This window comes from Geodermatophilus sp. URMC 64, from assembly GCF_053502555.1.
Window position 1 is genome coordinate 3,801,935 of sequence record NZ_CP199955.1, and the last position, 24,730, is coordinate 3,826,664.

21 protein-coding genes and 1 pseudogene are annotated in these 24,730 nt (G+C 73.8%); 12 read left to right on the plus strand and 10 right to left on the minus strand.

From position 1 onward, the window contains the following. Nucleotides 1-5: 5 nt before the first annotated feature. From ACWIYF_RS18545 to ACWIYF_RS18560, 4 genes are read right to left on the minus strand one after another with little or no spacing between them, the layout of a single operon-like run. Nucleotides 6-1,076: a 4-oxalomesaconate tautomerase gene (locus ACWIYF_RS18545; protein WP_448624304.1), complete on the minus strand. Its 1,071-nt coding sequence runs from the start codon at nt 1,074-1,076 to the stop codon at nt 6-8. After that, nucleotides 1,073-1,771: a 4-carboxy-4-hydroxy-2-oxoadipate aldolase/oxaloacetate decarboxylase gene (locus tag ACWIYF_RS18550; protein WP_448624305.1), complete on the minus strand. Its 699-nt coding sequence runs from the start codon at nt 1,769-1,771 to the stop codon at nt 1,073-1,075. The genes ACWIYF_RS18545 and ACWIYF_RS18550 overlap by 4 nt, the downstream gene beginning before the upstream one ends. Beyond that, a complete protein-coding gene (locus ACWIYF_RS18555; protein WP_448624306.1) occupies nt 1,768-2,421 on the minus strand; it encodes a GntR family transcriptional regulator in 654 nt (217 codons plus the stop codon). The genes ACWIYF_RS18550 and ACWIYF_RS18555 overlap by 4 nt, the downstream gene beginning before the upstream one ends. After that, nucleotides 2,418-3,449 (minus strand): amidohydrolase family protein, encoded by a 1,032-nt coding sequence (locus ACWIYF_RS18560; RefSeq protein ID WP_448624307.1) that lies wholly within the window; start codon nt 3,447-3,449, stop codon nt 2,418-2,420. The genes ACWIYF_RS18555 and ACWIYF_RS18560 overlap by 4 nt, the downstream gene beginning before the upstream one ends. Before the next feature lie 160 nt (nt 3,450-3,609). Between ACWIYF_RS18560 and ACWIYF_RS18565 the strand changes: the two genes are divergently transcribed. Then, nucleotides 3,610-4,047, plus strand: coding sequence for a DUF1707 SHOCT-like domain-containing protein (locus tag ACWIYF_RS18565; protein WP_448624308.1), 438 nt, complete (start codon nt 3,610-3,612; stop codon nt 4,045-4,047). A gap of 229 nt (nt 4,048-4,276) precedes the next feature. Here ACWIYF_RS18565 and ACWIYF_RS18570 read toward each other — a convergent pair whose 3' ends face one another. Together ACWIYF_RS18570 and ACWIYF_RS18575 are read right to left on the minus strand one after the other, a co-directional pair. Continuing rightward, complete coding sequence (locus tag ACWIYF_RS18570; protein WP_448624309.1) at nt 4,277-5,056, minus strand: SDR family NAD(P)-dependent oxidoreductase; 780 nt, start codon at nt 5,054-5,056, stop codon at nt 4,277-4,279. 19 nt (nt 5,057-5,075) lie between these two features. Beyond that, nucleotides 5,076-5,453 (minus strand): VOC family protein, encoded by a 378-nt coding sequence (locus ACWIYF_RS18575; protein WP_448624310.1) that lies wholly within the window; start codon nt 5,451-5,453, stop codon nt 5,076-5,078. 137 nt (nt 5,454-5,590) lie between these two features. Between ACWIYF_RS18575 and ACWIYF_RS18580 the strand changes: the two genes are divergently transcribed. Then, nucleotides 5,591-7,321 carry a peroxidase family protein gene (locus ACWIYF_RS18580; RefSeq protein ID WP_448624311.1) on the plus strand — a complete coding sequence of 577 codons (1,731 nt, stop codon included), beginning with the start codon at nt 5,591-5,593 and terminating at the stop codon, nt 7,319-7,321. 102 nt (nt 7,322-7,423) lie between these two features. Beyond that, nucleotides 7,424-8,362, plus strand: coding sequence for a UDP-glucuronic acid decarboxylase family protein (locus ACWIYF_RS18585; protein WP_448624312.1), 939 nt, complete (start codon nt 7,424-7,426; stop codon nt 8,360-8,362). A 13-nt stretch (nt 8,363-8,375) separates the two neighbouring features. On the opposite strand, the gene ACWIYF_RS18590 is transcribed toward ACWIYF_RS18585, so the two are convergent. Both ACWIYF_RS18590 and ACWIYF_RS18595 read right to left on the minus strand, forming a co-directional pair. After that, entirely contained in the window at nt 8,376-9,308 is a 933-nt protein-coding gene (locus ACWIYF_RS18590; RefSeq protein WP_448624313.1) for a hypothetical protein, read from the minus strand. 48 nt (nt 9,309-9,356) lie between these two features. Further along, entirely contained in the window at nt 9,357-10,235 is an 879-nt protein-coding gene (locus ACWIYF_RS18595; RefSeq protein WP_448624314.1) for a sulfotransferase domain-containing protein, read from the minus strand. A gap of 134 nt (nt 10,236-10,369) precedes the next feature. On the opposite strand from ACWIYF_RS18595, the gene ACWIYF_RS18600 reads away from it, so the two are divergent. The 4 genes from ACWIYF_RS18600 to ACWIYF_RS18615 are packed head-to-tail and all read left to right on the plus strand — an operon-like array spanning nt 10,370 to nt 15,247. Next, nucleotides 10,370-11,779, plus strand: coding sequence for a hypothetical protein (locus ACWIYF_RS18600; protein WP_448624315.1), 1,410 nt, complete (start codon nt 10,370-10,372; stop codon nt 11,777-11,779). Further along, entirely contained in the window at nt 11,776-13,152 is a 1,377-nt protein-coding gene (locus tag ACWIYF_RS18605) for a lipopolysaccharide biosynthesis protein (protein ID WP_448624316.1), read from the plus strand. Before ACWIYF_RS18600 ends, ACWIYF_RS18605 begins: the two co-directional genes overlap by 4 nt. Beyond that, nucleotides 13,152-14,078, plus strand: a complete 927-nt coding sequence (locus tag ACWIYF_RS18610) for a sulfotransferase family protein (RefSeq protein ID WP_448624317.1) — start codon at nt 13,152-13,154, stop codon at nt 14,076-14,078. The genes ACWIYF_RS18605 and ACWIYF_RS18610 overlap by 1 nt, the downstream gene beginning before the upstream one ends. Then, complete coding sequence (locus tag ACWIYF_RS18615) at nt 14,075-15,247, plus strand: glycosyltransferase family 4 protein (protein WP_448624318.1); 1,173 nt, start codon at nt 14,075-14,077, stop codon at nt 15,245-15,247. Before ACWIYF_RS18610 ends, ACWIYF_RS18615 begins: the two co-directional genes overlap by 4 nt. On the opposite strand, the gene ACWIYF_RS18620 is transcribed toward ACWIYF_RS18615, so the two are convergent. Continuing rightward, complete coding sequence (locus tag ACWIYF_RS18620; RefSeq protein WP_448624319.1) at nt 15,207-16,388, minus strand: glycosyltransferase; 1,182 nt, start codon at nt 16,386-16,388, stop codon at nt 15,207-15,209. The two genes, ACWIYF_RS18615 and ACWIYF_RS18620, sit on opposite strands and share 41 nt — an antisense overlap. Nucleotides 16,389-16,459: 71 nt before the next feature. Continuing rightward, entirely contained in the window at nt 16,460-17,377 is a 918-nt protein-coding gene (locus ACWIYF_RS18625) for a sulfotransferase family protein (protein ID WP_448624320.1), read from the minus strand. Nucleotides 17,378-17,529: 152 nt separating this feature from the next. Between ACWIYF_RS18625 and ACWIYF_RS18630 the strand changes: the two genes are divergently transcribed. From ACWIYF_RS18630 to ACWIYF_RS18650, 5 genes and pseudogenes are all read left to right on the plus strand, one after another. Then, a complete protein-coding gene (locus ACWIYF_RS18630; RefSeq protein WP_448624321.1) occupies nt 17,530-19,047 on the plus strand; it encodes an exopolysaccharide biosynthesis polyprenyl glycosylphosphotransferase in 1,518 nt (505 codons plus the stop codon). 58 nt (nt 19,048-19,105) lie between these two features. Next, nucleotides 19,106-20,701, plus strand: coding sequence for a glycosyl hydrolase family 28-related protein (locus ACWIYF_RS18635; RefSeq protein WP_448624322.1), 1,596 nt, complete (start codon nt 19,106-19,108; stop codon nt 20,699-20,701). Between the two features lie 109 nt (nt 20,702-20,810). Then, nucleotides 20,811-22,463, plus strand: coding sequence for a glycosyl hydrolase family 28-related protein (locus ACWIYF_RS18640; RefSeq protein WP_448624323.1), 1,653 nt, complete (start codon nt 20,811-20,813; stop codon nt 22,461-22,463). 181 nt (nt 22,464-22,644) lie between these two features. After that, nucleotides 22,645-24,201, plus strand: a complete 1,557-nt coding sequence (locus ACWIYF_RS18645) for a glycosyl hydrolase family 28-related protein (protein WP_448624324.1) — start codon at nt 22,645-22,647, stop codon at nt 24,199-24,201. 474 nt (nt 24,202-24,675) lie between these two features. Beyond that, nucleotides 24,676-24,723: pseudogene (locus ACWIYF_RS18650) on the plus strand (hypothetical protein); the annotation flags it as partial. Nucleotides 24,724-24,730: the final 7 nt, after the last annotated feature.

Below are 24,730 nucleotides of genomic sequence, written 5' to 3' on the forward strand. Positions count from 1 at the left end.
CGGTCTCAGCGGGGGTAGGCGGTGCCGTCGAAGAGCTTGCGCGCGGTGCGGACGACGCCCGAGCGGACGACGCGCGGCGGCGTGGTGGAGCCGTCGACCTCGACGTCGACGAGCAGGTGGCCGGTCGGGTGCTCGACGTCCACCCGCGAGGCCGGCCAGCCGGCGGTGAGCTCGTGCCCGACCGCGCCGGGCAGCAGCATCCCGGTGACGACGCTGACCGCGGCCAGCACGCCGATCGAGCTGTGCGGCTGCACGGGGATGAACGAGCGGGTGCAGACCTGGCCGCCGTCGCGCGGCGCGGCCAGCAGCGCCGTCTTCGGCACGCTCGACCTGGTCACGTCGCCGAGCCCCATGAGCTGGCCGGCCTTGACCCGGAAGGCGTCGATGCGCGCGAGCAGCGCGGCGTCGGCGGCCAGCTCCTCGTGCGGCTCGTAGCCGGTGAGGCCGAAGGACTCGGCCATCCCCACGGCCACGGCCATCCCGTTGTCGACGCAGGTGACGTCGATGCCGTCGACGGTGTCGCGCACGGAGCCGGTGGGCAGCAGCCGGCCGGTGCTCGACCCCTCGGTGTCGGTGAAGGCCAACGACACGGGCGCCGCCGTGCCCGGGACGCCGGCGATCACCACGTCCCCCCGGTACTCCACCCGGCCGCCCGGCGTCGGGAACGTGGCGACGGCGACGCTGTCGGAGTTGACCATGCGGATCCGCACGGTGGTCTCCCCGTCGCCGGCGGGCACCAGGCCGCGCTCGACCGCGAACGGGCCGACGCCGGCCAGGATGTTGCCGCAGTTCTGCCGGTCGCTGACCGTCGCCTCGTCGACGCCGAGCTGCAGGAACAGGTAGTCGACGTCCACGTCCGGCCGCTCCGACGGCGCGACGACGGCGACCTTGCTGGTCAGCGAGGTGGCGCCGCCGAGGCCGTCGATCTGCCGCGGGTCCGGGGTGCCCATCAGCCGCAGCAGCAGGTCGTCGCGCTCGGCGGAGTCGGCGGGCAGGTCGCGCGCCTCGAAGTACAGCCCGCGAGAGGTACCGCCGCGCAGCATCGTGCAGCGGACGCCGCTGTCGTCGTAGCTCATTCGGCGACCCACTTCTCGTAGGGCACGTACTCGATGCCGAACTCGGGCAGCCGGTCGCGCAGTCCGTAGCGGTCCAGCCCCAGCTCGCCCTGCTCGAAGGCGGCGCGGCTGGCGGCCTCCTTGTCGATCCGCGCCTGCGACGCGGTGAGCGCCCGGGGGACGTCGGCCCGCGGCACGACCATCACCCCGTCGTCGTCGGCGACGACGACGTCCCCCGGGGAGATCGTCTGCCCGCCCAGGACGATCGGGACGTTGACCGCGCCGGCCGTGGCCTTGACCGAGCCCTGCGCGCTGACCGCCGTCGACCAGGCCGGGAAGCCCATCTCGCGCAGCTCGGCGACGTCGCGCACGCCGCAGCCGAGCACGACCCCGCGCACGCCGCGGTGCGCCAGCGCGGTGGCGAACAGCTCGCCGAACAGCCCGTCGGTGGACGGCGAGTTGGTCGCGACCACGAGCACGTCGCCGGGTCGGCACTGCTCGACCGCGACGTGGATCATCAGGTTGTCCCCCGGCCAGCACAGCACCGTGACCGCGGTGCCGCCGATGCGGGCACCGGCCCAGGCCGGCCGGAGCGCGGGACCCAGGTAGCCGACCCGGCCCAGCGCCTCGTGCACGGTGGCCACCCCGAAGCCGCCGAGGGTCTGGGCGTCCCCGATGTCGGCGCGCGGCGGGTCGGTGACGACGACGTTCCTCATGCGGGTCCTCCAGGGGCGGGGTCGGACAGCGCGGCGATCACGCTGAGGAAGTGCGCTCCGGACGCGGCCACGGCGCGGTCGGCGTCGCCGTCGGCCACCGCCTCCACGAGCGCGGTGAGCTCGGCCAGGCTGACCTGCGGGCGGCCCGGCCGGAGGGAGAGCCGGAACTGGTGGCGCACCAGTTGCGCCTGCAGCCGGTCGATCAGCCCCGCCGCCACCGGCTGACCCGCGGCGTCGTGGAGCAGGCCGTGCAGCTGCTGGATGAGCGCCGAGTACTTCAGCAGGTCGCCGCCGTCCACGGCCGCGCGCATCTGCGCCAGGTGGGCGCGCAGCCGCTCGACGTCGTCCGCGGTGACGCGCTCGGCGGCCTTGCGGGCGATCAGGCCCTCGAGGGCCATCCGGCACTCGGTGATCGCGACGGCCTCCTCCGCCGACACGACCCGCACGCGTGCCCCGCGGTTCGGGATGCGCTCGACCAGCCCCTCGGCGACCAGCGCGTCGATCGCCAGCCGGACGTTGCTGCGGCTGACACCGAGCAGGGCCACCAGGTCGGCCTCGACCAGGCGGTGCCCCGGCGCCATGTCGCCGTCGGTGATCGCGGCGCGCAGTCGCTGCTCGGCGAGCAGCCGGCCGGCGCCGGCGTCGGTCACCGGCCGGCCGCCGTCAGGGCGGCGTCGAGCCGGGGGTAGACCCGGCGGACGTTGCCCTCGTAGACGGCAGCGCGCGCCGCGTCGTCCAGCGCCCCCTTCTCGAACGCGGAGTCGATGTAGCGGCGGGTGTCGTCGTAGTGGTGCCCGGTCCGCGGGTCGATGCCGCGGACGGCGCCGATCATCTCCGAGCCGAACAGGATGTTGCCGGTGTCGATCACGTCGAGCAGCAGGTCGATCCCCGGCTGGTGGTAGACGCAGGTGTCGAAGAAGACGTTGCGCATCACGTTGGTCTCCACCGGCGGCTGCTTCAGCATGTCGGCCAGGCCCCGGTAGCGGCCCCAGTGGTAGGGCACCGCGCCCCCGCCGTGCGGGATGACCAGGCGCAGCTCCGGCAGGTCCCCGAACAGGTCGCCCTGCACCAGCTGCATGAACGCCGTCGTGTCGGCGTTGATGTAGTACGCGCCGGTCGCGTGGAAGACCGGCGTGGCCGAGGCCGACACGTGCACCATCGCCGGCACATCGAGCTCGATCATCGCCTCGTAGAACGGGTACCAGGTCGTGTCGGTGAGCGGTGGCGAGGTCCAGTCCCCGCCGCTGGGGTCGGGGTTGAGGTTGCAGCCGACGAAGCCGAGCTCCTCCACGCAGCGGCGCAGCTCCGCGATCGAGCCCTCGACGGGCGCGCCCGGCGACTGCGGCAGCTGGGCCACGCCGATGAACCGCTCGGGGAACAGGCTCACCACCCGGTGGATCAGGTCGTTGCAGCGGCGCGCCCACTCGAGGCTGACCGCGGCGTCGCCGACGTGGTGCGCCATCGCGGAGGCGCGCGGCGAGAAGACGGTGAGGTCGATCCCGCGCTCGTCCATCAGCCGCAGCTGGCTGGACTGGATCGTCTCGCGGATCTCGTCGTCGCTGATCGACGGGTACGGCTCCGGAGAGACCCCGGCCTGCCACGCCGCCACCTGCTCCTGACGCCAGGCGGTGTGGGCCGCGGGCGCGGTCGTGTAGTGGCCGTGGCAGTCGATGATCACGCTTCTCCCCTCGGTGCGGGCGGTCTTCAGCCTCCCGGGGTGTCGACCGGATTGTCAACAATCCCGCCGACACTGCTCGGGACGCAGAGGCCTGCCCCAGCCTGCGCACAGCTTCGGCCGGGAACGTGCGAGCCGCACACCCAGCGAGCAGGGGGAAGACATGACGGACGCGACCGCAACCGGCGAGCAGACGGGGCACCTGCCCCCCGGGCCGCGCATCCGCGCCTCGGACGCCGACCGGACGGCGACCGTGGCCGTCCTGCACGACGCGGTGTCGCGCGGCCTGCTCACCGCCGAGGAGGGCGGGGACCGGATGGCCGCCGCACTGGAGGCCCGCTTCCTCGACGAGCTGCCGGCCCTGACCTCCGACCTCCCGCCCGCCGCTGCCCCGACCGCGCCCGGCTGGCGGGCCGTCGGCTCCATGCTGGCCACTCAGGTGCGCACCGAACTGCAGGGCGGCCTGCGCTCGCGGCGCGTGGCGGTGGCCGCCCTCGCCGCCGTCCTGCTGCTCGTCCTCCTGGTCACCCTCGGCGGGCTCGCCGTCCACGGCCTGGTCGACGGCGGCGTCGACCCCCGCGCCGGCTTCCGCGGCCGGTAGCGGTCGCCGGCGAGCGCGGCCCCAGTGCCGCGGCTGCGAACCTCTGCCCCGGTGCGCAGATCAGTCCCGCTGCTGTCGCGGTTCTCGGCGGGCAAGCGGAGTGGATCGGATACCCACCGAGAGGCGGATCGCGGTGGTCTACCGAACCCGGGATACCGCCGTAAGGCGACACCCGGCGGTATCGCGGCCGGCCCGTCCCCCCGCCAGGGCAAAGGTCCCCTGACGCGGGCTAGAAGATGCTGTACCCGCCGTCGATCACGACCGTGGTGCCGGTCTGGTAGGACGACGCGTCGGCGGCGAGGTAGACGGCGATCCCGCCGAACTCCTCGGGCCGGCCCCACCGCCCGGCGGGCACGCGCGGGATGACCTTCTCGGCGAAGGCGGGCGCCTCCTGGGCCGCCGTCGTCATGTCCGTGGCGATCCAGCCCGGCAGCACCGCGTTGACGCGGATGCCGTGGCGGGCGAGCTCCACCGCCGACGACCGGACCAGCGCGGTGAGCCCGGCCTTGGCCATGCCGTACGCGTGGTTGCGGCCGGCGCCCTCGATGGCGGCCAGGCTCGCCACCGCGATGATCGACCCGCCCGGCCGGCCGCGCTGGGCGCGGTCGACCATCGCCCGCGCGCACTCGCGCACCGTCCAGAAGGCGCCGTCCAGGTTGGTCGCCATCGTGGTCCGGTAGTCCGCCGTGGACGCCTTCACGAGCGGGGCCAGCGGAGGCGCCACGCCCGCGTTGACCACGGCCACGTCGAGGTCGCCGAGCAGGTCCACGGTGGCACGCAGACCGTCGGTCACGGCGGCCTCGTCGGAGACGTCGACCTGCACAGCGTGCGCCACGCCTCCCGCCCGCCTGATGGACTCCGCCGCGTCGCGCACCTTCTGCGCATTCCGCCCCCACAGGGCGACCGCGGCCCCGGCATCGGCCAGGGCCCGGGCCATGGCCAGCCCGATGCCCGAGCCGCCGCCGGTCACCAGCGCCGTCCGGCCGCTGAGGTCGAACAACGAGCTCACGCCGTTCCTCTCCGCGTCGTCAGTAGGTGCAGATCTCGATCAGGTTGGCGTCGGGGTCGCGGACGTAGACGCTGCGCATCGGGCCGAGCGCGCCGGTCCGGTCGACCGGGCCTTCCTCGATCGGCACGCCGCACGCGGCCAGGTGCCGCTCGACGTCGTCCAGCGGGGCTTCGGTGACGAAGCACAGGTCGCCGCTGCCCGGGGTCGGGTGCGCCGCCTTCGGCTCGAACTCCCGCCCGGCCTGGTGCAGGTTGATCTTCTGGCGCCCGAACACCACGGCCCGCCGGCCGGCGCCGAAGGTCTCCTCCCGCATGCCCAGCACCCGCGTGTAGAAGTCGACCGTCCGGTCGATGTCGGCCACGGTGAGCACCAGGTGGTCCAGGCGGTCGAGCTGCACGCCGAGAGTCCTACCGCACCCCCACGAATTTGGGGTCGGCCGACCCCATGGACGCGTCTGCCGGGCCGGGGCTCGTGACCTCGATGCTTCCTGTCAGCACGGGCCAGCGGGCCCGGACCGAGCCGGGGGGCGATGAGGTGCACCAGGACGACACGAGCGCGGGCGGCTGCCCGTTCAGCGGGGCACGGGCGGCAGGCGGGGTGGCCCGGCGGGGCTTCCTCGCGGGGGCGATGGCCACGGCGATGGTGCCGGCCGTCGGCTGGTTCGGGGGCACGGCGCGGGCGGCCGACGAGCCGGTCCCGACCGACCCCGCCACGACGACCGACCCGACGGCACCGGCGCCCACCGACGCGCCCGCCGAGATCGGGGCGCACGCCGTCGGCGACCCCCGCGGTGCGGACATCGCCGTCAAGGTGGACCGGAAGGCGGAGGCCCGCTTCGGCCTCATGTTCAAGGACCTGCCGGCCTTCGCGCCGACCGACGGCCTGCTGAGCTGGCTGGCCGCGAGCATGAACGACAACAAGGCGCCGCTGACCGACGTCGCGCTGTCCGACGTCGCCTTCGACAACCCGGGCATCCCCGCCGGCTACGTCTACTTCGGCCAGTTCGTCGACCACGACATGACCCTGGACACCACGCCGCTGACCAATCGGCTCCAGGACCCCCTGGCGATGCGGAACTACGACACGCCGTGGTTCGACCTGGCCAGCGTGTACGGCAAGGGCATCAAGGGCAGCCCCCAGCTCTACGACCAGGACCCCGCGAAGTACGGCTGGCTCAAGGTCGTGGAGCACGACGGTCTGGTGGACGTGCCGCGCGACGACGTCGGCGCGGCGTACCTGGGGGACCCGCGCAACGACGAGAACCTCATCGTCAACCAGCTGCACATCGTCTTCATCCGGCTGCACAACAAGTTCATGAGCCAGGGCATGACCTACGCCCAGGCACGCCGGCAGACCCGCTGGCACTACCAGTGGCTGATCGTCAACGACTACCTGCCGCGCATCGTCGGCAAGGATGTCGTCGCCAGCCTGATCAAGCGCGACGGGACGATCAAGTTCTTCGGCACCTTCTACAAGCCGGAGCACCCCGAGAACCCGTACATGCCGGTCGAGTACGCGGGTGCGGCCTACCGGTACGGGCACAGCATGATCCGCGCCGAGTACGAGATGCAGGACGGCCACACCGTGCCGATCTTCGGCGCCGACGGCTACGAGGACCTGCGCGGTAACCGCCCGATCCCGGCCAACCTGTGGGCCGACTGGAACTACTTCTTCGAGATCCCGGGCCTCGAGCCGCCGGACGACCGGAACATGGCCCGGCTCATCGACACCCAGCTCTCGCTGCCGTTGTTCACGCTGCCGTCGACGGTCGTCGCGCCCACCAGCAAGGCGATCGTCGCCCTGGCCGAGCGGAACCTGCTGCGCGGCAAGCGGCTCGGCCTGCCCTGCGGCCAGGACGTCGCCCGCGCCATGGGCATCACCCCGCTGACCAACGAGCAGCTGGGCCTCAAGCAGCCGGGCTGGGGAGGCAAGGCGCCGCTCTGGTACTACGTGCTCAAGGAGGCCGAGCTGATCAACAAGGGCCGCAAGCTCGGCCCGGTCGGCGGCCGGATCGTGGCCGAGGTGATCCTCGGCATCATGGCGCTGGACCCGGAGTCCTACTTCAACCTCAAGCCGGCCTTCCAGTGGCAGGAGAAGAAGACGATCGGCGACGTGATCCTCCTGGCCGACGCGCTCGACCCGCGCTCGCGCATCGTCAAGCCACCGGAGGAGGTCGAGGAGACCGGCCCGCTGCCGCTGGCGCCCGACGAGGAGATCAACCCGGAGGCCACCTCGCCGGTGAGCTCCCTGTCGCTCATCGAGTGACCCGGGGTCCCGTGGGCAGCCGGAAGGCGATCCGCCGGGTTACGGTGCGCGGTCAGACGTTGTGCGTGTGAACGGAGGGGACGACCCATGTCTCGTGCTGTCGTGACCGGGGGGGCCGGCTTCCTCGGCTCCCACCTGTGCGAGGCGCTGCTCAACCGCGACATCGAGGTGCTGTGCCTCGACAACTTCCTGACCGGGACGCCGGCCAACGTGCAGCACCTGCTCGAGCACCCCGGCTTCCGGCTGGTCCGCGCCGACGTCAGCGACTACATCCACGTGCCGGGGCCGGTGGACCACGTCCTGCACTTCGCCTCGCCGGCCTCCCCGATCGACTACGCCGAACTGCCCATCCACACGATGAAGGTCGGCTCGATCGGGACCCTGCACACCCTGGGCCTGGCCAAGGAGAAGGGGGCACGGTTCCTGCTCGCGTCGACGTCCGAGGCCTACGGGGACCCGCTGATCCACCCGCAACCGGAGACCTACTGGGGCAACGTGAACCCGGTGGGCCCGCGCGGGGTCTACGACGAGGCCAAGCGCTTCGCCGAGGCGCTGACGTCGGCCTACCGGCGCACGCACGGCGTCGACACCGCGATAGTGCGGATCTTCAACACCTACGGCCCGCGCATGCGGCCGCGGGACGGCCGGGCCATCCCGACGTTCATCCGGCAGGCGCTGGCCGGCGAGCCCCTGACCGTCGCCGGTGACGGGAGCCAGACCCGCTCGGTCTGCTACGTCAGCGACCTCGTCGAGGGGCTGATCCGCTTCCTGCTGTCCTCGGAGCCGGGGCCGATGAACATCGGCAACCCCCACGAGATCCCGGTGATCGACCTGGCGCGGCGGATCAAGGAGCTGACCGGGTCGGAGTCGCCGATCGAGTTCATCCCCCGTCCCGAGGACGACCCGACGGTCCGCCAGCCCGACATCGGCTACGCCCGCCGGGCGCTGGGCTGGGAGCCGCAGGTGACCCTCGATGAGGGCCTCAAGCGCACGATCGACTGGTTCTCCCAGCACCCCGACCTGGTGACCGCCACCCGCTGAACGGGGAAGGGCTTCAGCGGCGGCGCAGCGCCCGCGCCGCCGCGACGGCACCGGCGGCGAGGACCAGCCCGGCGACGACCCCGATCAGCACGCTCTGCGTCATCGACCCGTTCGCCCGCTCCTCGGGCAGCTCGGCCGCCTTGCTGACGTAGGCGAGGGACGCGGGGTCCTCCATCACCCGGAGGTCGATGTCCAGGCTGGAGATCTGGGTGTTCAGCCGGCGCAGCTCGGTCTCCACCGGGTCCAGCTGCGGCGCCAGCGTGCGCTGGATCTGCAGCCGCTGGTTGAGCAGCCGGGACAGCTCCACGGGGTCGGTCTCCGTGGCCACCGCCTGGTCCAGGGCGGCGACCGGCTGGAGGATCTCCTGCTGCCGCTTCGCCAGCGCGTCCCGGTTGCCGACCAGGAGGTCGCGCAGCGCCGTGGCCTGCGCGACGTCGCTGTCGTGCCGGGCCTTCACGTAGGTCTCCGCCCAGGTCTGCGCGGCCTCCTGGGCCGCCCGCCGGGTGCCGGCCTCGGCCGAGAAGACCAGGGCGCTGGAGTCCAGGGCGGCGGCGCTGCGCACCTCGACCTCGGCGTCGTCACCGGCGGCGTCGGTGGCGAGCTTCTCGAACGCGTCGCTCTGCACGTAGACGAGCTCGGAGCCGGTCGAGCGGACCAGCGCCGCGCCCGACGCGCCGCTGGTCCGCGGGAAGAGCTGCTGGCTGTCCTCCGTCCGGATCAGCACCTCGGCCTCCGAGCGGTACACCGGGTCGATGACGTACAGCGAGCCGATGGCCACCCCGAGCACGACGACGAAGGTCAGCAGCGCCAGCCACCAGTAGCGGCGCAGCGCGGACAGGTACTCGCGCAGTCCCGGCTCCGAGTCGTACGAGTCGGGGTCACGGTGGACGCCGCCTTCCCGGTCGGGGGACGTGCGCGACGTCTCGTCAGCGGCAGTCTCGAGCACGGCGGTCAAGGTACCGGGATCGCACCCGTTCCGGGAGAACTCCGACCGTCACGTGTCCCATGCGGTCAGTGATCGTCCGAGCACCCCGGCGAGGGACGCGTTGGGTTCCGCGAACCGCTCCCGCAGCCGGACGGCGGTCTCGGGGGCCATGGGCGGGAAGGACGCCGGGCCCTCGTTGAGCCGGTTGACCAGGTGGCGGGCGCGGTACAGCGTTCGGCTCGGGATCCGGGCGGCGAGCCGGCGCAGGGGGCTGCCTGGCCGCTGGACCGCGAGGAAGGCCCGGGCGAACCGGGCCGAGCGGGGCGCCCGCCCCTCGTTGTGCCCCCTGGTCACGTCCGGCTCGTAGGGCGCGAGGCCGGCCAGGTCGAACAGCTCGGCGCAGATGGCCTGGGCGCCGCGGCGCAGGTCGTCGGAGAGGTAGATGCGCAGCCGCTCCGGGGGCACGGTGTCGAGGAGCATGCGCACGTGCGGCGCGTAGATCCCGTTCCCGACGTACTGCATGTCGCGCGCCTGGGGTGGCGAGCTGACCGCGCGACCCGCCTCCCGGGCGAGGCCCTCCTCGAAGGTGGCCGCGTCCTCCCAGCCGCGCAGCCGGGCGTAGTGGAAGTGCGAGTACGCCCGCGGGACCGGGTTGCGCAGGACGGCGACCACGACCGCCGGCGTGGCCTCGACGATGCGGCGCACCGCGACGGGGTCGTACATCGCCATCGTGTGCTTGGCGACCAGGGGCGCGTCTCCCACCGACGGCGGGAAGTACTTCTCGACCGCGTGCCCCCAGCCGTGCGCGAACTCCTCGTCCCGGCCGAAGAACGGCATCTCCCGGTGCACGTGGCTGCGGACGTCCGGATGGTCGGCCAGGTACTGGAACAGGGCGGTGGAACCGCTCTTGGGGGCACCGACGATCATCAACCTCGGGCCGGGACGCATTCGGAGGATGGTAGGGCCCGATGGCCCGGAATCGCGGGCCGGCTGCGTTACCCTCGCCCCGCCGTGCGCCGTCGGGGGACGGCGGACGGTCGGAGGAGAACGGTGGGTTCCTCGTACGAGAGGCGGGCGCGATCGTGATCGTGCCGCTGCTGGCCGTGGCCGCGTCCTTCGCCGTCTGGGCGCTGGTCTACCGCAGCGTGGTCCGCCATCCGCTCGACGCGATGGCCCTGACCCTCTACTACCTGGCGCTGCAGCTGCTGTGGCGGCCCCTGATGCTGGCCACGGGCCTCGACACGCCGTTCCCCACCGTGCTCTTCGCGGACCGCGACGTCGAGACCCTGATCCTGCAGGGCCAGGCGGTCGTCGTGCTGTTCCTGCTGGCGCTGTGGGCCGGCGCCCGTCTGCTGACCCCGCTGGTACGGCCCGTGTCGGTGCTGTTCCCACAGTCCCGCGGCCCGCTGTCCCCGCGGACGCTGGTCGTCCTCACCGTCATCCTGACCGCCGCCGCCTTCGCCGCGACCGTCGCGCTGTGGATCCGCTACGGCGGGCCGGCGGGGCTGCTCCAGGCCTCGAAGGTCGACCGCGATCTCGCCGACAGCCGGGCGCTGCGGTCCTTCCCCATGCTGGCCGCGCTGGTGGGCGTCGCCGCCTTCTTCTCCGTCCGGCGGGCCCCGCTGCTGAAGCTGATGGTCTTCGGGCTGATCGCGGTCAACGGCTACCTCAGCTGGACCTGGGGGGCACGCGACGTGCCGGTGCTCTCCGTCGTGGCCCTGCTGGCCGGGTCGCTGATCTTCGGCCGGACCGGCCGGCGCGCCGCCCGCCGCCCGGACGGGCACTGGCTGCGCGACCCCCGCTGGCGCCGCCGTTTCCTGCTGGTGCCGGTGCTCGCGCTGCTGCTGGCCTTCACGCTGCGCACCGCCCGGGACACCGTGCTGTGGGGCGACCTCGCGCCGACGATCGAGGGGCAGGGCGCCGTCCGCCAGGTCGCGGTCGCCACCAACAACACCTTCTACGACGCGCTGCTGCTCTACCTCGACGACTGGCCCGACCGGTTCGACTTCACCGGCGGCAAGGACTTCATCGACGGCTCGGTGGCCGCGCTGCCCTCGGTGCTGATCGGCCAGCAGGATCCCTTCGTCTCCCCCGCGGTGCAGCTGGCCCAGACCTACATCAACCGGAACAACGGCTTCCCGGCGACCGCCGTCGGCGACTGGTACGTCAACCTCGGCATCGCCGGCGTCGTGCTCGGCGGGTTGCTCAGCGGGCTGGTGACCCGCGCCGCCCAGTACGCCTTCCGCCGGTTCCCGCGCGACCCGCTGGTCTGGGGCTTCAGCCTGGTCTTCATGATCCGGATCTTCCCCGGCGGCGTGTGGGCGACCTCGGCGCCGAAGTGGGTGGCCCTCGGACTGCCGCTCATCGCGTTCACCGTGCTGGTCAACCTGTTCGTCCGCCGGGCGCGCGAGGAGCGGGGGGCCGCTGCCCCGCCGCCGCAGCCGGCCGGGGAGGACGGCGCCGGCGTGGAACGGACGGCGTCCGCTCGTTGACCGCCCCGCTCGCCCGGGGCCCGGGGGACGCCGAGCAGCGCCGGGCCCTGCGCCGGGACACCGGCCTGGTCGCCGTCGGGCAGCTGGCCGCCGTCGTCAGCGCGTTCCTGCTCACCCTGGTCGGGGCGCGGGTGCTGCCGCCGGACGAGTTCGGTGCCCTGTCCTGGGCGCTGAGCTGGCTGACCTTCCTCGCCGTCCTGGCCCAGTTCGGGCTCACCCAGGTGGCCACCATCGCCTTCGCCCAGCAGGAGCGGCGGACGCACGCGGCCCTGCTGCGCCGGCTGCTCGTGGCGCAGGCCGTCGGGGTCGGGGTCACCGCTGCGCTCTGGCAATGGGCCGTCGGGCCGGCGACGGCGGCGGCCGGCAGCCCACCCGGGGCATACCTGTCGCTGGTGCTGCTCGTGACGCTGTGGCTGCCGGTGGCGGCGGTGGGCCCGGTGCTGGTGAACGTGCTGCGGGCGTGCGACCGGTTCGGGTCCGCGCTGGTGTTCGGCGAGCACGTCCGTCGCGTCGTCCTCGGAGCGGTCCTGCTCGTCGCGGCGGCCGGCGCCGCGACGGCCCGTTCGGCGCAGGCCGCGCTGGAGTGGACCGTCCCCCTCGAGACCGCCGTGTATCTCGTCGGTCTGCTGGTGGTGATCCGCGTGGTGGCCCCGGGCGGCAACGGCCGGCACGCGGCCGGCTCCGCGCCGCGGAGCCGGCCGGCCGGCGGGGTCCCGGCGGACTCGCCGTGGCGGCTGCTGCGCTGGGGCAGCACGTTCACCCTCGCCACGCTGGCGTCGGTGACCGTGCCGCAGGCCGGCGTGTGGCTGCTCGCGGTGGTCGCGCCCGTCGAGGAGGTCGCCGTGTTCTCCGTCGCGGTCCGGATCGCGGTGCTGGTCGCCGTCCCGACCGCGATCGGCATGCGCACCCTGGCCCCGCGGATCGCCGCCGCCTCGGGCACCGGGAGCCTGGCGGCCCTGCAGGAGCCGGTCCGGCGGTTCGCGGCCTGGTCGACCGCGGCCACGGCGCTCGCCGTCGTCGTGCTCGCCGCGGCGGGCCGGGTGCTGCTGCCCGCGCTCTTCGGCGCGGGGTACGGGGCCGCTCTCGCGCCCGCGCTCGTCATGTCCGCCGGCGTCCTCGTCAACGCCTGGACCGGGCCGTGCTCGGTGGTGCTCTCCCACGCCGGGCGGGAGCGCACCGTCGCGGTCAGCGCCCTGGCCGCCGCCCTCGCGTTCGCGGGGCTGGCGACCTGGTGGGGCTCGGTCTGGGGCGGCACCGGAGTGGCCGCGGCCGCGGCGGTGGCCATGAGCGCACGCAACCTGTACCTGGCGCGGGCCGCGCACCGGACACTGGGCATCCGTACGATCGCGCTTCCGGCACGGAGAGGACAGTGATGCCCGGCCCGCAGTTCCTCATCATCGGCGCGGCGCGATCCGGGACGACGGCGCTGTTCCAGTACCTCGCCGAGAACCCGCGGCTGTTCCTCACCGAGCCCAAGGAGCCGCACTACTTCGCCCTGGCCGGGTCCACACCGGCGTTCACCGGGCCCGGGGACCGGCAGACCATCAACCGGCTCGCCGTCACCGATCGGGACGCCTACCTGCGGCTGTACCAGGGGGCCCGGCCGGACCAGCTCCGCGGCGAGGCGTCGGTGTCGACGATGTACTACCCGCAAGCCGTCACCCGGCTCCGCGAGATGGCCCCCGATGCGCGCCTGGTCTGCATGATGCGCGACCCGGTCGACCGCGCCTTCTCCGCCTACGGCTTCATGCGCACCCGCGGCTGGGAACCGTGCGCCACGTTCGAGGAAGCGCTGGCCGACGAGCCGCGCCGGATCGCCGAGGGCTGGCACCACATCTGGCACTACACGGGCATGAGCCGGTACGGCGAGCAGCTGCGCCACGTGCTGGAGGTCTTCCCCCGCGAGCAGCTGCTGGTGCTGCGGCACGAGGACATGACCGCCGATCCCGACGCCGTGCTGGCCCGCGTGTACGCCCACCTCGGCGTGCCGCCCGTCCCCCGCACCGTCGATCCCGACCCGCACCGCTCCGGCGAGCCGCGCAGCCGGTTCCTCGGCCGGGTGGTCAGCACCCACCACCCGCTGAAGAAGCTGCTCTCCCCCGTCGTCCCGACGTCGCTGCGCCGGCGGCTGCGGCGGCAGATCGTCGCCCGCAACATCGTCCGGACCAGCTACTCGCCCGAGACCCGGCGCGCGCTGGTCGAGACCTTCGGCCCCGACCTCGACGTGCTCGAGCAGGTCACCGGCCTGGACGTGGCCGCGTGGCGGTCCCCCGAGCGGCGGGCGCGCACCCGCGGATGACCCGTCTGTTCATGACGTTGCGCCTGCCCGACCGCACCGGCGCGGCCAAGATGGCGCTGGAGTTCGCGCGGGCGCTGCGCGCCGACGGCTTCGACCTGACCCTCGTCCACGGCGCCGTCCCGCGGCAGGGGCCGAGCATCCTGCCCGACGTCGCGGACCTCGGCGTCCGGACCGTCCTCGAACCCCGGCTGGAGCGGCCCTGGGACCCCCGCCTGGTCCCCTCCCTGGCCGACCGGGTGCGCCGGGACGCCGGCCGGTGCGTCATCGGGGTCAACCAGCGCGACCGCGCCCCGGCCCTGCTCGCCGCCGCCCGCGCCGGCGTGCCGGGCGTGCTCATGGTGCAGAACCAGCATCACTTCTGGGGCCCGCGCCCGCTGGCCGCCCTCAAGCGGCGCAGCTACCGGGCCGTCGTCGCCCGCGCCACCACGCTGGCCGTCTGCACCTCCACCGTCGTGCGCGACGAGATGACCGCCTTCGGTGTGCCCGCCGAACGCACCGTCGTCCTCCCCAACGGCATCTCGGTGAGCCCGCCGGTCGAGCTGACCGGGGCGGAGCGGGCCCGGCTGCGGGCGGAGATGGGGGCCGGCGAGGACGACGTCCTGCTGCTCAACGTGGGCCGGCTGGACCCGCAGAAGGGCCAGGACCTCCTGCTGGCGGCCCTCGACGGCCTCGACGCGCCGGTCCACGTCGCGCTCGTCGGCTCGGCCGGGGACTCGGTCGCCGCCCGGCGGACGGCGGACTTCGCGACCTCCCTGCACCGGCAGGTCCGCGACCTCGGCCTGGCCCGCACCGTCACCTTCCTGGGCTGGCGGGACGACGTCCCCCGGCTGCTGGCGGCGGCCGACGGCTACGTGCACACCGCCCGCTGGGAGGGGCCCGCGCTGCCGCTGGCGGTCATGGAGGCCATGGCCGCCGGCTGCCCCACCGTCTTCACCGACTGCTCCGGCCGGCCGCCGGTGTTCGAGGAGGGGCGGGACGGGCTGCTCGCCCGCAGCGAGGACCCCTCGTCGATCCGGGCGCGGATCGCCGAGCTGGCCGCGCTGCCGGCGGCCGACCGCGCCGCGATGGGGGCCGCCGGCGCCGCGCTGATCCGGGCGCACTACCGGGTCGAGGACCTCGGCCGCACCTTCAGCCGGCTCGTCCGCGGCGTGCTGGGCGACGCCGGCTGAGCAGCTCGTCGTAGAGCTCGACGTGCGCCTGCACCATCCGCTCCGGCGTGAAGTGCTCGAGGAAGCGCCGCCGTCCCGCCGCGCCGAGCCGGGCGGCGAGCTCGCGGTCGCTCAGCACCCGCACGAGGTCCCGGGCGAGGTCGTCGACGGCGCCCGCCGGTGACAGCAGCCCGGTCTCCCCGTGGACGACGACCTCCGGGATCCCCTCCACGGCGAAGCCGACCACGGGCTTCGCCGCCGCCATCGCCTCCAGGTTGACGATGCCGAACGCCTCCCAGCGCGACGGCAGGGCCAGGACGTCGACCGCGCGCATCACGTCGCCGAGGTCGTGCCGCCAGCCGGTGAAGTGCACGCGGTCGGCCACGCCCAGCTCTGCGGCGAGCGCCTCCGCCTCGGCCCGCCGGGTGCCGTCGCCGACGACGACGGCGTGCGCCCCCGGCACCCGCTCGACCACGGAGGGGACGGCTCGGACCAGCAGGTCGACACCCTTCTGGTCCTCGATCCGGCCGACCAGAGCGATCAGCCCCGCGTCCGCGGGCAGCCCGAGCCCCTCGCGGAAGCGGGCGCGCTCCGCCTCGGTGGCGTCGCCGACGGTCATGCGGCTGGAGTAGGGGATGACCGTGACGTCCTCCGGCCGGAACAGCCGGTGGCGGACGCCCACGTCGCGGATGAACCGGGAGCCGGCGACGTAGTGGGTGGTGAACAGCCCGAGCGCCCGCTCGACCAGCCGGTACAGGGAGCGCTTCGGCTGCGGCACCCCGTCGTGGCCGGCGTACGCGTGCAGCATGTGCACCCGCACCGGCGTCCGGGCCGACCACGCCGCCACCCTGCCCATCGCGCCGGCCACCGAGGTGTGGGTGTGGACGACGTCGTAGCGGTGGCGGCGGATGGCCGCGCGCATCCGCAGGAACTGGCGGAGCAGCTCCACCGGCCCGTCCGGCGTCGCCTGCTTGAAGTGGCCGGCGCCGTGCGAGGGGGCGTAGTCGAGCACCGGCAGGCCGCTCGCCCGGATCTCGTCGTCCAGCGGGCCGCCGCCGGAGAGGGCGATCGTGGTCTCGAACCGGTCCGGCGGCAGCAGGGTCGCCAGCTGCAGCAGGTGCTCGGCGGACCCGCCGACGGTGATGCCGGTCAGCTGCAGCACCTTGATCCGGTCACGCTGCCGGGGTCCCCGCGGCGTTGTGGAGCGGAGCGGAGCAACGTCGTGGGGTTGTCTCACGTCGGTCCCTCCACGACGGTCGGCCACATCGTCAGCCGGCGACCGAGCAGGTCCTGCAGGTCCCGCACGTCGCCGGCCAGGTCGGCGGCCAGTCGGGCGCGGGTCGCCGGGGCCACCGTGGCCCGGTCCAGGTTGGCCGAGCGGATCCGCTCCCGCTGCCGCTGGGGCACCGCCGCGGTGACCAGCCGCCGCAGGGCCGGGGAGCGCCGCAGGGTGTTGAGCGCGGAGGTGACCGCCCGGCTGCGCGGCAGCCCCGCGGCGTTCACCTGCCGGGACGCGTCGATGGAGACGTCCGGGTCCACGTCGAGGAACTCGAGGACCCGCCGCAGCTGCCCGGCCGGGTCGGCGGTGAACTCCTCCTGGACGACGACCAGCAGCCGGTCCCCGAAGGCGGCGGCGAACGGCGCCAGCTGCTCGGCGTACCGGCTCAGCCGGGCCAGCTGCCACATGTGGCTCCAGCCGGCCCGGGTGCGCTCCTCCTCCTCGGCCAGGCACTCCTCGAACGACCCGGCGTCGTAGCCCCGCGAGCGCAGGTACAGCCAGCTGGAGAAGGCCCGGTCGACCGGGTCCCGCAGCATGACCACCAGCCGGCAGCCCGGCGCGCAGTACCGCTCGATGGCCGGGACCGCCGCGTCCGGGTACGCGAGCGTGGTCACCGACCCCTCGCCGCGGCGCCGCTCGGCGCGGTCCCGGAAGAGGTCGCGCCAGGTCTGCTCGTCGCGGACGGCGACCCGGTTGATCAGGTCGTCGTCGCCGAGGCCGGTGAACCGCGGGGCACCGCCGGGGAAGGCCAGGAAGTGCGGCTCCTTGGGGGTGGAGACGAAGACGTCCGGGTGCTCGCCCAGGAACGAGGTGAGCGCGGTCGTCCCGCTCCGCGCCGCCCCGATGACCAGGAAGTCCGGGGCGTCCGTCACCGGCCGGATGCTACCGGCGCTCCCCCCGCATCCCGCTCCTCCGGCGCCGCGCCATGCCCCCGCATTGGGGGTCGGCCGGACCCACGGGCGGGAGTGTTCGCGGAACCCGCCCTCCCGGAACCTGTGATCACGACGAGAAAGGGCGGGCCACGATGATCGAGGTGTCCTACCGGGAGAGCCGGCGGCGCCCGGCGGTGCGCACGCTGTCGCGCGCACGAGCCGCCGAGGGCTCTGCACCGGACCGCCTTCCGGCCACCACGCCTGACCACCTGTACCCGGCCGACCGCGAGCCGCGCGACCACCGCGCGCTGGTCCGGGGCGGCCTGCTCGTCCTCGACGCCGTCGCGCTGGCCCTGCCGATGCTCTGGCTGGGCGGGATCGACGCTGCCGGCCCCGCACTGGTCGCCGTCACCCTCCTCGTGCTGGCCGTGACCGGCGCCTACCGCCCGCGGATCACCCTCAGCGCCCTGGACGAGGCGCCGCGCCACCTCCCGCGGCTCGCCCTGGCCCTGCTGCTCGTGGCCCCGTTCGCGAACCTCGCCGGGCTGGGTGTCGCGATGCACGCGGTGTGGGCCGTGCCGTGCTTCGTGGTCGGTCGCAGCGTGGGCTACGCGGCCCTGCGCGGCGCGCGGCGGCACCGGCTCATCGGAGAGTCCACCCTCGTCGTCGGCGGCGGCCGGCTGGGCATGGACCTGCTGGCCGCGATGCGGGAGCACCGCGAGTTCGGTCTCCGCGGCGTCGGCTTCCTCAGCGACGGCAGCCCGCTCGACGACCAGGAGCCGCTCGGCCGCATGGCGGACCTCGACCTCGTCCTCGACACCTACGGCGTCCGCAAGGTCGTCGTGGCCTACGGGCCGACGCGCGAGGCCGATCTGGTCGACCTGGTGCGCAGCGCCGCCCGGCGCGACATCGAGGTCTACATCGTCCCGCGGTTCTTCGACGTGGGAACCACGCCGAGCGGCCCGGACGTCGAGGACCTCTGGGGCATCCCGCTGCACCGGGTGCGCCGGGCCGCGTTGCGCCGCGGCGTCTACCGGGTCAAGCGGCTCATCGACGTCGTGGTGTCCGGGACGGCCCTGACCCTGCTGTCCCCGCTCCTCCTCGTCGTCGCCGGCGCGGTCCGGCTCAGCAGCCCCGGCCCGATCCTGTTCCGCCAGCCGCGCACCGGGCACGACGGCGCGGAGATCTCGATCCTCAAGTTCCGCACCCTGCGGATGCCCGCGCCGGAGGAGTCCCCCGACCGGCTCGGGATCGCCGGCTCGACGCGGAGCACGATGCACGCCCGGCAGATCGACGTCGAGCGGCGGCAGACCCGCATCGGCAACCTCCTGCGCCGGACCAGCCTCGACGAGCTGCCGCAGCTGTGGAACATCCTGCGCGGCGACATGTCACTCGTCGGGCCGCGGCCGGAGGAGCGCACCTACGCCGCCCAGTTCGCCGACTCGGTGTACGGCTACCGGGACCGCCACCGGCTGGCCGTCGGCCTCACCGGCTGGGCGCAGATCCACGGCCTGCGCGGCGAGACCTCGATCGAGGAGCGGGCCCGGTTCGACAACTCCTACATCGAGCACTGGTCGCTCTGGCGCGACCTCGTGATCCTCATCCGCACCCTGGCCGCCGTTCAGCGGCAGGCCCTCAACACCGCCGTCCGTACGGCGACCAGCCGGTAAGACCCACCCCTCCCCCTCCTGCCCCGGGCCCGACGCGCCCCTTCGAGACGAGAGAGCCATGACCAAGCGCAGTCCGAAAGCTGCCCCTCAGGGGGACGCCACGACCGCTCCGCACCGGCCGGACCGGCCGACGCTCAGCCGCCGCAGCGCCCTGCTCCTCGGGGTGGCCGGGCTGGCCAGCCTCCCGGTCCTCGGCTCCCGGCCGACGCTGAGCCCCGCCCTCGCGCCCATGAAGGACACGCAGGAGGTCTTGGACCTCCGCAAGGACTTCGGCGCCAGGGGCAACGGCGTGACCGACGACACCAGGGCCGTGCAGCGGCTCCTCGACGCCTCGGCGAAGCGCGGCGCCATCGCGTTCGTGCCCGCGGGCACCTACCGGTGCACGACCGGCCTGCTCCTGCGCTCCAACGTGCAACTGCAGCTCGCCGCGGGCGCCCGCCTGCTCAAGGACTGGGTGGCGCCGCCGGGGATGATCGACGCCTTCCTCCGCAACGCCGACTTCGCGCAGAAGGCCAACCGTGTGCGGATCACCGGGTCGGGCAGCATCGGCGCCCGCGACCACACCCAGACCGGGGTGCTGATCGGCGTCCTCGGGGACGACGTGGAGATCCGGGGCGTCACGCTCGACACTTACGCCGGCGGGCAGGCGCTCATGTACGGCGGGGACCGCGGCCGCATCACCGGGGTCACCGTCCGCAACAGCGCCGCGGAGACCGGGACCGGCGGCATCCGCGTGGTCGCGGGCGCCGACTTCCTCGGCACCGACTGCCACGTCGAGTCCGGGGACGACTGCTTCCAGTTCGCGCCGATCGGCAACCCGGAGGCCGAGCCCACCCTCTACAACCAGAGCATCGCCCGGGGCAGCTTCGTCGGGTGCACCGGCGTCAGCACGGTCAGCCGGTTCATGGTCGCGCTGCTCGAGTTCACCGGCGGCGACCCCGGCACCACGGACATGGACGCCTCGGTGTCCGACTGTTCCTTCGTCGACTGCCACGGTGCCGCGGCCAACCGGGGCATCGTCGTCAAGAACACCCACAGCATCGGGCACATCGCACGGATCGCGTTCACCGACTGCACGGTCGACATGTCCGCCGCCGCGGACGCCTCCACCCAGGAGATCCGGGTGCAGACCGACGCCGGCGACCAGGGCGACATCCGCGACGTGACCTTCACCCGCACCAACATCCTCAACGCCGTGAACAGCACGCTGCGGGCCGGCGGCCCGAACATCAGCGGCCTGACGTTCGACGACTGCACGTTCACCGCGCCGACCGGGGCCGCCCCGCTCACCGCCGTCGTCGACGGCACCGACCAGCCCCTCTTCCGCGGGTGCACCTTCGTGGGTGCTCCCGGCAAGCGGATGCTCGTCGCCGGGCCGGTGAACCCGGTGACCGCGCTGTCGGTGGAGGGCTGCACGTTCACCGAGATCAGCGACGGCGCCTTCGGGGTCGACCTGCTCAATGTCACCGGGGCCCGGGTGACCGGCTCCACCTTCCGGTCGGCCGCCGTGGCCACGACAGCGCGGGCGCTCCGGGTGTCGCCGCAGGCCACCGACGTCGTGATCGACGGCAACGACCTCACGGGCCTCACCCACGCCCAGCCGATCCTCGACCGCGCAGTCGACACCACCCTGAGCAGCAACAGCGGCCTGTAGATGCCGCGGGCGCGACCGGCACCCGGGCGATCGGCCGCCGGGTGCTGGTCGCCACCGCGGTCCGGCGTCATCCTGTTCCCGCCGGTGCGCCTCGGAATCGGGGTTCCCCATGGACGATCCACCGCAGCCTGAACCGCGCCAGGGCGAGGACGGGCGGGCGGCGGCCCCCCGGGTCAGCCGCCGCACCGCCCTCCTCCTCCTGGGCGGGGCCGCCGCCGGTCTGGCCGCCGTCCCGGTGCTCGACCGGCTCTCCCCCTCCGGATCGTCCGCGGCGCCCCCTCCGACGGGCTCGTCCGCGGCGCCCTCCCCCACCGGGTCGTCCGCGGCGCCCTCGACCGCGGAGGCGCCCACGGCTGGAACCCTCGACGCGAAGGACTTCGGCGCCACCGGGGACGGGACCACCGACGACACTGCCGCGGTGCAGCGGCTCATCGACGCGACGGCGCAGCAGGCACGCGTCGGTGTGCTGCCGGCCGGCACCTACCGCTGCACGCGCAGCCTGCTGCTGCCGGCCGGCGCGCAGCTGCAGCTGGACAGCGGCGCACGGCTGCTCAAGGACTGGGCAGCGCCCCCCGGCCTGACCGAGGCGTTCCTCCGGAACGCCGACTTCGCGGCGAAGTCCGACGGGGTGCAGATCAGCGGCGCAGGCACCATCGGTGCGGCCGACCACGGCCGCACCGGCGTGATCCTCGGCCTCTACGGGGACGACGTGGCGATCCGGGACATCACGGTCGACACCTACGCCGGCGGCCAGGCGGTCATGTTCGCCGGCGACCGCGGGCGCATCGAGCGCGTCACCGTCCGCAACAGCGCCGCGAAGACCGGGACCGGCGGCATCCGGGTCATCGGCGGCACGGACTTCCTCGGCACCGACTGCCACGTCGAGTCCGGCGACGACTGCTTCCAGTTCGTCCCGATCGGCAACCCGGAGGCCGAGCCCACCCTCTACAACCAGAGCATCTCCGGGGGCAGGTTCACCGGGTGCACCGGCGTCAGCGCGGTCAGCCGGTTCATGGTCGCGCTGCTCGAGTTCACCGGCGGCGACCCCGGCACCACGGACATGGACGCCTCGGTGTCCGACTGCTCCTTCGTCGACTGCCACGGTGCCGGGGCCAACCGGGGCATCGTCGTCAAGAACACCCACAGCAGCGGAGCCATCCAGCGTCTGACGTTCACCGACTGCTCGGTCGACATGTCCGCCGCCGCGGACGAGTCCACCCAGGAGATCCGGGTGCAGACCGCCCCGGAGTCCCGGGGGGCGATCCGTGACGTGACCTTCACCCGCACCGACATGACCCATGCCGTGAACAGCACGCTGCGGGCCGGCGGCCCGAACATCAGCGGCCTGACGTTCGACGACTGCACGTTCACCGCGCCGACCGGGGCCGCCCCGCTCACCGCCGTCGTCGACGGCACCGACCGACCGACCTTCCGCGGGTGCACCTTCGTGGGCGCTCCCGGCAAGCGGATGCTCGTCGCCGGGCCCGCGACCCCCGTGACGGCGCTGTCGGTCGAGGACTGCACGTTCACCGAGATCAGCGACCGCGCGTTCGGGGTGGACGTGCTCAAGGTGACCGGGGCCCGGGTGACCGGCTCGACCTTCCGGTCGGCCGCCGGGACGACGACCGCGCGGGCGATCCGGGTCGCACCCGGGGCGAGCGGGGTCGTGATCGAGGGCAACGACTTCACCGGCATCTCCCACGCCCAGCCGATCGCCGACCGCGCCGTCGACACCACCCTGGGCAGCAACCGGGGCCGGTGAGCCCCCCGCCACCGGTACCGCGCGGTCCGTCGCCCGGCTACTGGTCACGGCCGTAGTTCGGGTTCATCCTGACCCGCACGGCGCCGGGCCCAGGCCGCCGTCGGGTCCGCCGACCGCTCAGCCAGCGCGGCGCCGGCCTCGCGACCCGCGCACGCCGGTGCGCCCCGGAATCGAGGTCCCGATGGACGATCGACCGCCTGCCGACCCCGCGCGCCACGACACCGGGACCGAGCCCGGCCGGGTGGCCGCGCTGTTCAGCCGCCGCACCGCCCTACGCCTGGGCGGCGTCGGGCTGGCCGTCGTCCCGCTGGCCGACTGGCTCTTCCCTGCCGAGGCGCCCGCGGCCGTGGCCCTCAACGCCAAGGACTTCGGCGCCACCGGGAACGGGACCACCGACGACACGGCCGCGGTGCAGCGGCTCCTCGACGCGACGGCGCAGCAGGCGACCGTGGGGGTGTTCCCCTCGGGCACGTACCGCTGCACGCGCAGCCTGCTCCTGCCGGCCGGCGCGCAGCTGCAGCTCAACAGCGGCGCGCGGCTGCTCAAGGACTGGGCCACGACCCCCGGCCTCGCGAACGCCTTCCTGCGCAACAAGGACTTCGCCGTGCGGTCCGACGGCGTGCGCATCACGGGCCCGGGGACGATCGGGGCGCGGAACAGCACCCGGACCGGTGTGATCGTCGCCCTGTACGGCAACGACGTCCTGCTGCGGGACCTCACCATCGACACCTACGCCGGCGGGCAAGCGGTGCTGTACGCCGGCGACCGGGGGCGCATGGACCGGGTGCGCATCCGCAACAGCGCGGCGGCCACCGGCACCGGCGGCATCCGGGTGATCGGCGGCGCGGACTTCCTCGCCACCGACTGCGACGTCCAGTCCGGCGACGACTGCCTGCAGTTCGTCCCGATCGGCGACCCGACCGCGCTGCTGTTCGACATGAGCATCACCCGCGGCAGCTTCTCCGGGTGCACCGGCACCAGCACGGTCAGCCGGTTCATGGTCGCCCTGCTGGAGTGGACCAGCGGGGACGGCGGCATGACCGCGTCGGTCACGGACTGCTCCTTCAGCAACTGCCGCGGCTCCGGCACCAACCGGGGCATCGTCGTCAAGAACACGCACAGCAGCGGAACGATCCAGCGGCTCGCGTTCACCGACTGCTCCGTCGACATGGCGCGGGCCGCCAACGCGGAGACGCAGGAGATCCGCGTCCAGACCGACCCGACCTCGGGCGGGTCCATCCGCGATGTGACGTTCCTGCGCACGAACATCACCCGGCCGGTCAACAGCGTCCTGCGCGTCGGCGGACCCAACATCAGCGGGCTCACCTTCGACAGCTGCACCTTCGCCAAGCCGTCCGGAACGGCGAACGTCCTCGCCGTGGTCGAGCAGGCCGACAGCGTGCGGATGCTCCGGTCGTCGTTCACGGGTGCAGCCGGCAAGCGGCTGCTCGTGGCCGGGCCGACCGCACCGGTGACGAACTTCTCCGTGGAGGGGTGCCAGTTCACCGAGATCGGGAACGGGTTCTGGGGGGTCGACCTGGTCGGCGCGAGGGGGGCCCGCGTGGCCGGGTCCACCTTCCGGCAGGCCGCGGGGGCGACGACCGCCCGCGCGGTCCGGGTGTCGGCGGCCTGCAGCGGGGTGGTCATCGAGGGCAATGACCTCACCGGTCTGACCAACGCCACGAAGATCACCAACAGCGCGACGGACACGATCATCCGGGACAACCGCGGCGGCTGACCGCGCCGCACCCGGCTCCATGAGCGCCGCTCCCCTCGCGGCGAATGAGTCCGTCCGCCATTCCATCGGTGCGGGCGGTGCCACGAGCGTCGGCTCGATATTCCGGCTCAGCCTTTCACCCAGCCGAATACCCACCGGAGGCCACTGCGCCTTCGAATTGATTCCGGGTCGGATTCACCGGCACATTTCTCCGCCGTGCGGCTCGCCGAACCACGGCTTCCGTCCGGGGACGAGGCGGGGGATGTCGCACAGACCGTCCCGGGCGCCCGTGATGAGGCTGACCAGCGATCCCGGCGGTAAACCTGAACGCAGCGGCATGGGATGACAACGGTCAGTGAGCCAACGTGGCCGACGGAGTCCCTCACCCCCCAAATTTCGGGATCACCCTCCCCCCTCGCTTCGGCTGTGACGCGTGGGTCGCGGCCAGCAGTCTTTTGCCTAGTCAGTGCGGGGATCGCTCGAGGGAGCCGGTAAATGGAATCGCCCAGTTTGTCGCGACGTGACGTCCTGAAGATCTCGGCGGCGGGGA